Here is a 12,289-nt window from a genome sequence, read left to right as displayed (position 1 = left end):
CTTACGCATTGCTGAGTGCAGCTATATCTTATGCAAAGATACTAAAAACTGAGAAAAACTCCCTATTCATTTCATTTGTTTTTGCGCTTAATGTACAAAATATAGTTAAAGAACATTTATAATAATATAAGATTTGATAGATTATCAAATTATTTGTCGTAACTTTGCAGCGCTTTTCGGTATAACCGCTGGACACGGAAGAGTCGTGTTCCATGTTGTATTGGAACGACAAACAATATTAATTAATAGAAAAATGGATTTAATTAAAATTGCTGAAGAAGCATTTGCAACCGGCAAGAAGCACCCAGAATTCAGAGCTGGAGACACTGTAACTGTCGCTTACAAAATCGTCGAAGGTAACAAGCAACGTATTCAGCTTTACCGTGGTGTTGTAATCAAGATTAATGGTGAAGGTGAAAAGAAGCGTTTCACTGTTCGCAAGATGTCAGGTACTGTTGGTGTAGAACGTATTTTCCCAATGGAATCTCCAAACATTGACTCTATCGAAGTGAACAAGCATGGTAAAGTACGTCGCGCTAAGCTCTACTACTTACGTAACCTTACTGGTAAGGCTGCTCGTATCAAGGAAAGAAGAGTTATTACAGCTAAGAACGACAAGTAATTCCCTTGCAAATCCAAAAATAAAAAAGGTTCGGAACAATTTTGTTCTGAACCTTTTTTAATTAAAAACAGTTTTATATCTCCCCTACTTCCTTATTATCAGCAAGTTACAAGCAAAAAGTATCCTTCGTAGGGGCGTGATTTATCACGTTCCTCTAAGCAAAATTTAGGGTGTTAGGAACGTGAATCGAGTTGTTGAGCAAAGCGAAAAAATCACGCCCCTACGGCTAACGCCCTTGTTCATTAATGATGTTTTAGATACCATTTTAAAGATGCAAAAATATTTTTTAAACACTCAATTGGAAATAAAAATCAATCTTCATTATCCTCATAATTAATCTGCCCATCGGTTTCTCCGTGCAGTGCTTCTTGCAAATCGTGCCAATTTTGAAAACCAGCAAAGAGTGCTAAGCGGTCTAACGTCTTCTTTGATGGTTTGTCTTTGGTAAGAACGTAGCCCCAAAGTTTACGCAATGATTTTGATTGCAAGTGTATATTGCGCTTACGCAATATAGCTGAAACTCTTTCATAATCAACCGAGAGATGAGCGTATTGCGGTATTTTGCGTTCAAACTCCACAATAAATTTTTTCAAAGCCTTTCCCATTTTCTATAACTCAACTTTTCGACTGCAAAATTACGAAAAGATTGGAATATAGAACCATTTATGAAAAGAATTTTAGGCGGGGCTAAAAATTAGTTTTGTCTATTCTGAGTTTCTTATTAAATCGTTTCTCTTTTTTATTCACATGATAGATTTTACTTTCATATAAGCAAAAAGACACCATAACGAGAATTTAACTCGTAGATAGCCACGTGTCAAATGCAGTTTTGAAATAATTTGGTTTTGAGCAATATTCCCCCAAATAAGGGTCGTCAGCATAACTTGCATTACCTGAATAACCATTCTTTTGATCCACAATAGTTTCCCAAGTAAAGAAATAATAGTACTCTCATGAGAGGATTACAATACTCTCCTGGGAGGACTACAGTACTTTCACGAGAGTACTGACCATGGAATAAGTCACATTTAGCTATAGAAAAAGGAAATGCTATCGTCATAAATTCTGCAAATATTGTTACCTTTGCAACCAATAGAAAAATAACATCTAAATGTTTCATTTTCAAAAATTCAAACGATATTATTTCATTGGCGGGGGAATGCTTCTGCTACCTTCATTAGTATTTATAATTGGCAGATTATTACCTCCTTCACAAGCCGACATAGAGGATTGCACAACAATAGTGGAACAGCAATCTTACTACCAATTGGAGATAAACAGCAAGCCAATTCTATTCTTTGCCGATTACAAGGATAAAGAATTCAGCGGAGGAGTTACCAATGCAGATTCCATTGTTACCCGAAAAGTACGCACAACAGCTTATTGGGTAAATCGTTATCAGCTCCTGCCGAGTTGTTTTGGGCGTCTTGTTACCAAACGAGGAAACATTCCGTCAGCAATTATCAATTTAAGTAGTAGTAAGTTGCAAGCACTTATCAAGAAAGAAATACAGGTAGCCGATGATGAATTGGCTGGCTTTCAAACTCAACTCAACGAACTGTCCTATTACATGCGCATACATAACGTGAGCGATTTCGGATACAATCGTGTTGCCGATTACCATAAAATAGTGGAAGAGCGCATGGATTCGCTGCAAAAAGTTATAGATATTTTAGAAAAAATCTCCACGTCAGCACATTTAAAAGTGAAGCAAATCAATCGTTATTTTGTAAAGCAAAAAGGCACATTAGCTTCTATTCCATGCCATCGTGTTGAAATTTTCGATACGGGAAATATGTTGTTACAGACTGACAACGAGCGCACTCCACTGCGTGTTACAACTGCTATCAGAGCGAGCCGAGCGCAAGAAGAATTAGCAAAACTCCCCCCTCGTGCCGATGTAATGCTCAATAAGCCGTTACAACGTGGCATTCCCGACTCGTTAGGCTATTATATTGGTGAAACAAAACACGGAATACCAAATGGTTACGGAGAACATTTTGGACATAATGGCAGTTTTTTTAGTGGGCATTTTGCAGAAGGATTGCCGAACGGATTTGGATTTTACATTGCTCCACACAAGTATTTACAAGTAGGAGAATGGAAAGATGGTGTCTTCAAAGGCGAAAAATTAAGCTACAATGGTGAGCGAATTTATGGTATAGACATTTCAAAACATCAACACGAAAAGAATAAAAAACGCTACACAATAGATTGGGATAAACTTAGAATAACCGACTTGGGCGTGATTAGTTCGAAGAAAATAGAAGGAAAGGTGGACTACCCCATCTCCTTTATGTACATAAAATCGACTGAGGGGTGTACGGTTTTGAATAATTATTACCGTTCCGACTATGCGCAAGCACGCCAACATAACATAAAAGTGGGGGCTTATCATTTCTTTTCTACTACTTCATCGGGAGCAGCACAAGCCAATTATTTTTTAAAAAACACGCTCATTAAGAAAGGCGACCTTCCTCCTGTACTCGATGTAGAGCCTACCGACTTACAAATTCAAAAGATGGGCGGTGCAGAAGTAATGTTTAAACATGTACGCGCATGGCTTTCAACAGTTTATAAGCATATAGGAGTGTGTCCAATACTCTATATCAGTCAGATGTTTACCAAGAAATATTTACCCTTAGCCATTGACATTCAAGGCGATTATTTCGTATGGATAGCACGTTATGGCGAGTATAAACCCGAAATAAAGCTAACCTATTGGCAGTTAAGTCCTGACGGAAAAGTGCGTGGCATACATGGCGACGTGGATATAAATGTATTCAATGGGTATAAAAATCAATACGAATTGTTCTTGAAGAAATATTGTATCAAATAAAATCAAATAAATAATGAAAGACCTAAAAACTAACAAAATTGTAAAAAATAGGCGATTTTTTGCCTTGTTTTTAATTTTTTTATGTTGCGTGTCAATCCATGCGCAATATAAAGTCGTTGGAGAAGATGATGGGGCAGCTGTCGCTTATGCTACTATCCATGCAGAAAACGGAACGCCATTAGGCCTAACCAATGAAAAAGGCATTGTTCCCCAAACTATAAAAGAAGCAAATGGAACAATAACCATTCGTCAGATTGGTTATCAAACAACTACCATAGATTTGAAGAATGTAACTGATGGCATCATAAAAATGAGACCAGCAGTTCACAATATGAACGAAATTGTAGTCAGCTCACAAGGAAAAGAATACATACGCATACGTGGATATTATCGAAATTTTATGGAAGAGAATGGAAAATTGTGTTATTTTCAACAAGGAGTTGAAGACTGCTATTTTAAATTAAATGGGAAATTATCAAAATCAACGCGTTTACAAAGTAGTATTCATTATTCGCCTGATATAAAATTAAAGGACAATGGTAAATTACCAAATGTTGGAAAATTGTTTAGTTCCTTATCTATTTCCACTAATGGGCGTCCTAAGATTAATATTTACAACACTTCCGAATTGTTAGCAAGAACAGATAGTATGCTAACCGACTCTATTTCGCATACACGGAAAGCACGTTTTCATATTGATGGACAAAACAAAACTATTTCAATGAGTATCGATACGAAAGATTTTTATGGTAACAAATCGTTCAATTTAAGTTTGTTAGGGAAGCTAATCGGACTGAAACAATTTCATATAGAAGGGTATAAAAAGAACCAAATATACAAACGAGTTGAAGGAAAAGGATTTTATACCGTGCGCGATTTATTAAGTGAGTCAGAACATCTCCAATTGCTTGTAAAAGAAAAAAAAGACATAAAATCACGTAATATCACTTGGTTTGGTGAAAAGTACATCATTGATTACGAATTGTTAAGCAAAGATGAAATGAAAGAAAAATATAAAAACACAGCAACATCACTTAAATTGAAAACACCCGATGATATTCCGACACTCCCAACCGCTTATGTTGAAGCATTAAAAACAATGAAAGTGTACGAAGATAAATAATCTTTCACAAATTCTGTAATGCCATTTTTCTATTGTATCTTTGCATCCACAAAGATTATAGATTATTTTCAAATTACAGATAGAGATTATAAAGTACTAATTATTAATATTTTAAGGACAAATAAGTTATATGAGCGAAGTTAAAAAGAAAATTATTTATCAAGAATTTAAAAATCTTATCGCCATTACTTTTGCTATTGGCATTGGTAGTTTTGGTTGGTGTGCATTTATTCTTCCACATAAAATACCAATCGGAGGTATTGCGGGTATTTCGTCAGTCCTTTTTTGGGGCACTGGAATCCCTGTCCAATACACTTATTTTATATTAAACATAGGATCATTATTGATTGCACTCAAAATTTTAGGCTGGAAATTTTGCGTACGCACTATTGTTTCCGTTTCTATTTTTAGTATCTTCACCTCCATTTTCCAACATTTATTAGAGGGGCATACTCTCTTTCTCAATGAACCTTTCTTAGCTTGTGTCGTGGGCGGCTCTCTCTTGGGTTTGGGTATAGGTATTGCGCTCCAATACAATGCAAGTACAGGTGGTTCAGATATTATCGCAGCCATGATAAATAAGTATCATGACGTGTCTTTAGGCAAAGTTATTTTAGCTTGCGACCTTATCATTATCACCTCTGGTTATTTAGTTTTAAAGAATTGGGAAAACATTATCTACGGTTATATTGCTTTGATTATCATGTCGGGCATGGTCGATTACGTCATCAATGGTATGCGTGGCTCAGTTCAATTTTTCGTTGTTTCCGACAAATGGAAAGAGATTGGCAACGCCATTAATAACGATGTTCAACGTGGTTGCACCTTGATTGACGCTCGTGGTTTCTATACGGGCAAAGAATTGGGTATGCTTTTCATTCTTGCACGCCGTGCCGAAACTCATAGCATATTCCGTGTTATTGACGAAATAGACCCAGAAGCCTTTGTTTCTCAAAGTGCTGTCAATGGAGTTTATGGCATAGGTTTCGACAAATTGAAGGTTGGTAAGCGCAAAAAGATAGCCAACGATAGCCTAAAAGTTAATGAAAATCAGTAACTTTGCGGTATGAATTATGATGAAATCAAAGATAAACGTATTGCAGTGCTGCTCTCTGGCGGTGTCGATAGTTCTGTTGTAGTCTACGAATTTGCACGGCTCGGACTTACGCCCGATTGCTTTTATATCCGTATTGGCCCTGAAGAAAAGGAAGAATGGGATTGTAATTCGGAAGAAGATGTTGAGATGGCGACAGCAGTTGCACGCCGTTTCGGTTGCACGCTGAAAATCATTGATTGTCATAAGGAGTATTGGGGTCAAGTAACAAAGTACACTATGGACAAGGTGCGGGCTGGTTTTACTCCAAATCCTGACGTGATGTGCAACCGAATGATTAAGTTTGGTGCTTTCCATGAGAAGTGTGGAAAGGATTACGACCTTATTGCGACGGGGCATTATGCGCAAACAAAATGGATAGAGGGTAAGAAATGGCTTTGCACAAGCCATGACCCTGTGAAAGACCAAACCGACTTTTTAGCGCAAATCTATGATTGGCAACTCAAAAAAGCGATATTCCCAATTGGTCATTACGAGAAAAACGAGGTGCGAGAGATTGCCGAACGTGAGCATCTTATCAATGCAAAACGAAAGGATTCGCAAGGAATTTGCTTCCTTGGCAATATTGATTACAACGAATATGTGCGCCGTTATCTTGGCGAACAGGTTGGCGATGTTATCGAATTGGAAACGGGGAAAAAGATAGGACAACACAAGGGTCTTTGGTTTCACACGATTGGACAACGCAAGGGCTTAGGCTTCGGTGGAGGTCCTTGGTTTGTAGTGAAAAAAGATGTTGCCAACAATGTGCTTTTGGTTAGTCATGGCTACGACCCACAGACGGCTTACAAGCAAGAATTTAAGGTACACGACTTGCATTGGCTAACAGAATCGCCAAAGAATGAAGTTGTTGAAAACAGCGAAAAGCCTAATCATTGGATTCCAATTCGCTTCAAAATTCGCCACACACCTGAATTTCATAAAGGCTATTTAGAAATGATTTCAGCCGAAGAAGATGGCAAGGAAACAGAAGCCATGGTGCATTCAGAGGAGAAAATACATGGTGTTGCGCCTGGGCAGTTCTGCGTCATCTACGACAAAGAGCATAACCGCTGCTTCGGGTCTGCCGAAATCACAATTTAAGATAGATTTTTAGCAAATATGAAAGAGCCTGTTTTGATATTCAAAACAGGCTCTTTTGATGTTCAAAACAGGCTCTTTTGATGTTCAAAACAGGCTCTTTTGATGTTCAAAACAGGCTCTTTTGATGTTCAAAACAGGCTCTTTTGTTGTTCAAAACAGTCGGTTTCATTTTTCAAAGCAATCTTCTATCAGTGCATCTCCCCCCCTACTCCACATTTATTTCGTACGTTTTATGACTAATTGAGCTAAAAAAATGGTAGAAAAGAATAGGACAATCCCATAAAATTCATATATTTGTAACATAATAAAAAAGATTGCTTATGATTCTACCCATAATATTATTCCTAATCTTGCTCATTGCACCCGATGTTTATCTATGGTTACACCTCATAGAACCCATGAAAACATGGTGGATTAGCACAATATGGTTTGTGCCAACAGCCCTGTCTTTGTTGTCGTTTTTCATGGCTCGTGCAGGCTTTTACCATAATACCTTCATGCGTATTATGTTTGCGTTCATCTTAATATTTGCCCTTCCAAAAATTATTTTTATCCTCCTCGACTTCTTTGTGATGTGGCAAATAGCCTTAGGGGCTGCTCTCATGGTTGATTTGATTTTCCTTTACGGATTTTTCTTCGGCTGGCGACGCATTATCGTGCGCGAAACTGTATGTGAATCCGACCTCTTGCCCGATAGTTTCAATGGCTATCGCATCTTGCAATTTAGCGATTTGCACGTGGGGACATACATTCAAAATCCTAAATTTATCAAGAAGTTGGTGAGAATAATGAATGAACAGCAAGCCGACCTTGTCGTCTTCACAGGCGATTTGGTAAACATTCACGCTGAAGAAGTACTGCCCTTTATGAGCGATTTACGCACAATAAAGGCAAAAGATGGGGTATTTAGCATCATGGGAAATCATGATTATTGCGAATACGGCATGGACGCTGCGCACGAGAAAAAGCAGAAAGAAACAGAACCCATAAAAGAATCAACTGCACACCGCCATCAACGCATTTTAGAATATTTGGAAGAACGCATGGGTTGGAAAATGTTGATGAACGAACACGTTACCATTGTGCGAAAAAATAATGCAAAAGAAGAAAATAAAGAAGAAAAAATCGACTTGATAGGAGTAGAAAACATAGGAAAACCACCCTTCAAAAGCATGGGAAATCTGCCGAAAGCAATGAAAGGATTGGAGGAAGGAACATTCAAAATATTGCTCAGCCACGACCCAACCCATTGGCGACAAGGCGTTTTACACAAGACGGATATTGCATTAACCCTCTCGGGACACACCCACGCAGGACAACTGCGCATAGGAAAGTTCTCGCCTGCAAAATGGGCATACAACGAATGGGGCGGAAAATACATGGAAGACGGCAGCATGCTGCACATCTCACCAGGCATTGGCGGCACCGTTCCATTCCGTATTGGAGCTTGGCCTGAAATAAATGTGATAACGCTGAGAAAGAAAAAAGAATAAGGGTAGGATTGCAGTGTATACTGTTCAAAATTATTTCTTCATCTTTTATTAAACGATGTCTAAAAATAATTCATCAACGAACAAGGGCGTATACCGTAGGGGCGTGATTCATCACGTTCCTAACACCCTAAATTTTGTTATGAGGGGCGTGATTCATCACGTTCCAACACCCTAAATTTTGTTATGAGGAACGTGATAAATCACGCCCCTACGGCATACGCCCAACTATGTTTTAATTATATAAATGCTTTTAAACCAATGTGTTAATCACTTCTTCGCGTGTTGCAGGAAGGTAATCTATCACTGGAATTTCAGGCATGGTATAGCAACCTGGAGCCAAACGCATCGTAGCACGAGCGCAATTTACAAGTACTTGGGCAGTGAGTGCAGGGTTGTTAATACTCATATTGAACTCAAAATGTTGGTTTTGAGTCTTACCACTCACACCTTTGCGTATCAAATGAACGCCATGACCCATATCACGCACATCATCAACGCTTGCTACAGCAAATACATGGGTTTCATCGTGAGAGAAATAAGGGTCGGCTTTTATCGCTTTTGTTACTTCCTCGAGCTTTGCACCTTCTTCCAATTCAACGTAAACCATACGGCGGTGTATGCCTTCGCCCAATGGAATTGTAACAGAAAGGGCATTTTTCACACCTTCTTTTCCACGAACACAAACCGAATGACCCATTGACATACCAGGTCCGAAGTTAGTATATGAGAGTCCTTTTGGTGCAAGACTTTCCATCAAGATGCGCACAACAGAATCAGAACCTGGGTCCCAACCAGCTGCAATGACACTAACTTTTTCCGCCTTCTTACAATTTTCCATTTGCTTTGTGCGGTATTCCAAAATGCTTGTATGTATATCAAACGAATCGACTGTGTTGATGCCCATTGCGACTATCTTCTCTGCATAGTCAGGACAGCTGCGTGTTGGTGCTGCAAGAATAGCCACATCAACATCTTTTAGCTTTGAAATATCGTCTACAACCTCGTAAGGAGTAAGTTCTAATGGTTTGTCTTTATCACCCTGACGGCGTACAATGCCTGCAATTTCGAAATCTTTAGCAACTTCAAGTGCCTCAATAGCGTAGTGTCCAATGTTGCCGTAGCCCACTACTGCCGCTCTTATTTTCTTCATATTCTTTACCTTAATTTTTGTTTTACCTATTTATACAATTGCAAAAGTACAGCAAAAATGTGGTTTAGTAGTATTTTAGTTTGATTTTTTAACTAAAACTATTCGATTTTAATTTTGCTTACTTCTAACAATGCCACAAGATTGAACATCACTTTCAGCAAGATAAAAATTAGTTCACACGAAAATGATAAAAAAAGACCCTCTCAAAAGTCGGGAACACCAACTTTTGAGAGGGCATTATGCTATTAAAGTCTTAAAAAAGATATTTTACAAGACTTTACCACGCCATGTTACACCAATGTTGAGTTGCGACATTTTGTCTTGAACAACACCGGCAGGGTTACTATTCTTACCCCATGCGTAGCTGTAAAAGCCGTGTAAACGAACGTTTTTATTTTTCAATGGATAGTATTCTACACCTGCTCCAACACGAGTAAGCTCTGTTCCGTTTTGAACGGCTACATCGGCATCTGTTTCAGTATGGTTTACTTCGTAACTTGCCTTAGCAAATACATTTACACGCTCTGATGGTTGGTAAGAAATTTGACCAATTACTGAGCAGTCTTCACCAAAGAAAGCTTGTCCGTGAGCGGCACGATTCCAATAATCAAGTTCCAATTGAACGTTGTCAGAGAAGTGGAATTTGTTGCCCAAAGAAATGTAATTGATGTACTTATGAGGCTCACGTTCCATCATATTTACCGACCAATAGGTTTCAAGGAAGCCATGACGACCATTCCACATCATGTTGTAAGCATACATTTCTGCGCTTTTGCCACTCCTATCGGTATATCCCTTTTGATAAGGGCTTTGACAAATTTGTGCAGAGAAAGTGTCGTTTCCGCTATTTGTTGTATATTCACCAGCCAATCCCCATTGGTAGCATGGGAAATTATAGCAAAATTCAGATAAGAAATAGCAATCAATTGGAGCTGGAAGCAGTTCCCAACCAGCAACCATAACGATGTATTTACCAGCGATAACCGATACGTTCTTGGTTGGTTTATACTTTAAATACAACCAGTCGGTAGAGTTAAAGAAGTTGTAATCCTTATTTATACCATTCATACGATTGCGGAATCCGTATGAAAACTTAGGAGAGATGTCGCCTTTCAAAATGATATTAACGATATTTCCTTTAAAACCGCTTTGGTCTTTTACATTTTTACCATCAATACTCGTGCGTTGATAATCACCTCTTGCCTCGAATTGTAAACTTACAGGTTTGCGCTCTTGCGCCATTACAGCAACAGAGCCAAACATTAATAATGCGATAATGCTTTTAAATTTCATAGTAAAATGACTGAAAACTTAGTTTTTATATAGTTTTTTCTATAACCAATAGAGGCGACATATCCCTATACCGTCTCTATTTTTATTAAATTCAATGCTTATGAAAGCTTTTATTTTTGTATTTTCTTTGGCTTCTTGCCTTTATTCCACAAGCCACGAACTTCGCTAACGGTGTCGCAAGTACAGAAAGAATCGATTTCTTCATTACGGAGGAATGCCATAAGACTTGACATTTCTTCGTTGGTCAATACGATTTCAAGCTGCATGCTCTTTTGATTGCTATAACCACCAATAATTTCGTGCAAGGTTACACCACGGCAAAGCGAGTTGAGAACATAGTCTTGAATGCGCTCATAGTCTTTAGAAATAATGAATACACGATTCTTAACGTTCAAACCCATCATGAAATAGTTCAAGATAAGACCGTTCAACCATGTACCGATAAGACCGATAAGAACCAAATATGGAGGGTTAATAGCAAAAGCAGTACAGCAAATAGCACCACCTGCAAATGTTACAGAGGCACCAAGGCTAATACCAGTGTACTTATTAATAATCTTAGCCAAAATATCCAAACCACCAGTTGAGGCGTTAATGCTGAACAAAATACTCTGTGAAGCACTTAAAATAAGCACAAAACAGAGCAAATCGAACCAAGGATTAGCAATAGCTTGACTGCCTACATAAATTGTAAACATTGAGTCTGACATTGGGAAAATCTTGCCAATAAAGTCAATCATAGGACCAAGAATAAGCGCAGTATAGACTGTCTTTGCACCAAACTCATTACCGATAAGTATAAAAGATAATACCAACAGCACAGCATTGATAATGAAAATCACAATACCCACAGAAACAAAAGGTAAAAGTTTAGCAAGTACCAATGAAAGTCCAGTAATTGAGCCAACGATGAGTTTACTTGGGATAAGGAAAAAATAAACACCCAGGGCTGCAACGAACATACCCACTGTCATAATAACCAATTCTACCCAGAACTTTCTTGACTTTAGCAATGCAACCACTTGCAACAAAGCGCGCATAATGATGCCTTGTCCTTCTACAACATTGCTATTCTTAGAATCTTGATTCATAATTAATTTCGATTTAAGTTAGATTGTTTTATATTTTTTATTTATTTCTCAACTTGGAACCTTGCCTTTCTGGTTATATTTGCATTTATAAAAAGAAAGTATTGTTTAGGTGCTGCAAAATTACATCATTTATATGAAATAACAAATATTTAATAGTCAAAATAATAATTTACCCTTGAATTTTACCAAAAGAACAAGTTTTAAGCCTTTTTTACGCCTTATTTTTGTTCAAAACTTTATTTTTGAGAAGTTAATACGAATTTATAAGCAGATTTTTTATGCGAATTTAAAGACTATTATTGCATATTTTCGCAAGTTATTTAGAGACCTTTTTACAGCTAAAAAAATACACTTACAGGCATTTTTCACCTTTATATAATATAGAAAGGGACTGAAAAGGATAATGAGAAATAGAATTTCAAGGCATGAAAAATAGCAAACACAAAAGGCAGCAAATGCTTTTATATTGAAAGAAATTCTG

The 12,289-nt window shown here is 37.7% G+C and carries 10 protein-coding genes; 6 read left to right on the top strand and 4 right to left on the bottom strand.

Going from position 1 to position 12,289, the window contains the following annotated elements; all coding sequences use genetic code 11:
- The first annotated feature begins 253 nt into the window (after nucleotides 1-253).
- Nucleotides 254-622: a 50S ribosomal protein L19 gene (gene rplS, locus DYI03_RS03285; RefSeq protein WP_025064522.1), complete on the top strand. Its 369-nt coding sequence runs from the start codon at nucleotides 254-256 to the stop codon at nucleotides 620-622.
- A 311-nt stretch (nucleotides 623-933) separates the two neighbouring features.
- On the opposite strand, the gene DYI03_RS03280 is transcribed toward rplS, so the two are convergent.
- Nucleotides 934-1,227, bottom strand: coding sequence for a hypothetical protein (locus DYI03_RS03280; RefSeq protein ID WP_021670226.1), 294 nt, complete (start codon nucleotides 1,225-1,227; stop codon nucleotides 934-936).
- Between the two features lie 506 nt (nucleotides 1,228-1,733).
- On the opposite strand from DYI03_RS03280, the gene DYI03_RS03270 reads away from it, so the two are divergent.
- From DYI03_RS03270 to DYI03_RS03250, 5 genes are all read left to right on the top strand, one after another.
- A complete protein-coding gene (locus tag DYI03_RS03270; protein WP_021670229.1) occupies nucleotides 1,734-3,461 on the top strand; it encodes a GH25 family lysozyme in 1,728 nt (575 codons plus the stop codon).
- 13 nt (nucleotides 3,462-3,474) lie between these two features.
- Nucleotides 3,475-4,584: a peptidase associated/transthyretin-like domain-containing protein gene (locus tag DYI03_RS03265; protein WP_021670230.1), complete on the top strand. Its 1,110-nt coding sequence runs from the start codon at nucleotides 3,475-3,477 to the stop codon at nucleotides 4,582-4,584.
- 130 nt (nucleotides 4,585-4,714) lie between these two features.
- Nucleotides 4,715-5,641, top strand: a complete 927-nt coding sequence (locus tag DYI03_RS03260) for a YitT family protein (protein WP_021670231.1) — start codon at nucleotides 4,715-4,717, stop codon at nucleotides 5,639-5,641.
- A gap of 9 nt (nucleotides 5,642-5,650) precedes the next feature.
- Nucleotides 5,651-6,781, top strand: a complete 1,131-nt coding sequence (gene mnmA, locus DYI03_RS03255; RefSeq protein WP_021670232.1) for a tRNA 2-thiouridine(34) synthase MnmA — start codon at nucleotides 5,651-5,653, stop codon at nucleotides 6,779-6,781.
- A 320-nt stretch (nucleotides 6,782-7,101) separates the two neighbouring features.
- Nucleotides 7,102-8,274, top strand: coding sequence for a metallophosphoesterase (locus tag DYI03_RS03250; protein WP_021670234.1), 1,173 nt, complete (start codon nucleotides 7,102-7,104; stop codon nucleotides 8,272-8,274).
- A 250-nt stretch (nucleotides 8,275-8,524) separates the two neighbouring features.
- Here the strand turns inward: DYI03_RS03250 and DYI03_RS03245 are convergent, their stop codons facing one another.
- From DYI03_RS03245 to DYI03_RS03235, 3 genes are all read right to left on the bottom strand, one after another.
- Complete coding sequence (locus DYI03_RS03245) at nucleotides 8,525-9,424, bottom strand: diaminopimelate dehydrogenase (protein ID WP_004357022.1); 900 nt, start codon at nucleotides 9,422-9,424, stop codon at nucleotides 8,525-8,527.
- Nucleotides 9,425-9,691: 267 nt separating this feature from the next.
- Nucleotides 9,692-10,717, bottom strand: coding sequence for a porin (locus DYI03_RS03240; RefSeq protein WP_021670236.1), 1,026 nt, complete (start codon nucleotides 10,715-10,717; stop codon nucleotides 9,692-9,694).
- A gap of 110 nt (nucleotides 10,718-10,827) precedes the next feature.
- A complete protein-coding gene (locus DYI03_RS03235; protein ID WP_021670237.1) occupies nucleotides 10,828-11,808 on the bottom strand; it encodes a YitT family protein in 981 nt (326 codons plus the stop codon).
- Nucleotides 11,809-12,289: the final 481 nt, after the last annotated feature.

Source organism: Prevotella disiens, assembly GCF_900454955.1.
GTDB classification, from domain to species: domain Bacteria; phylum Bacteroidota; class Bacteroidia; order Bacteroidales; family Bacteroidaceae; genus Prevotella; species Prevotella disiens.
This window is presented reverse-complemented; position numbering and strand designations above follow the sequence as displayed.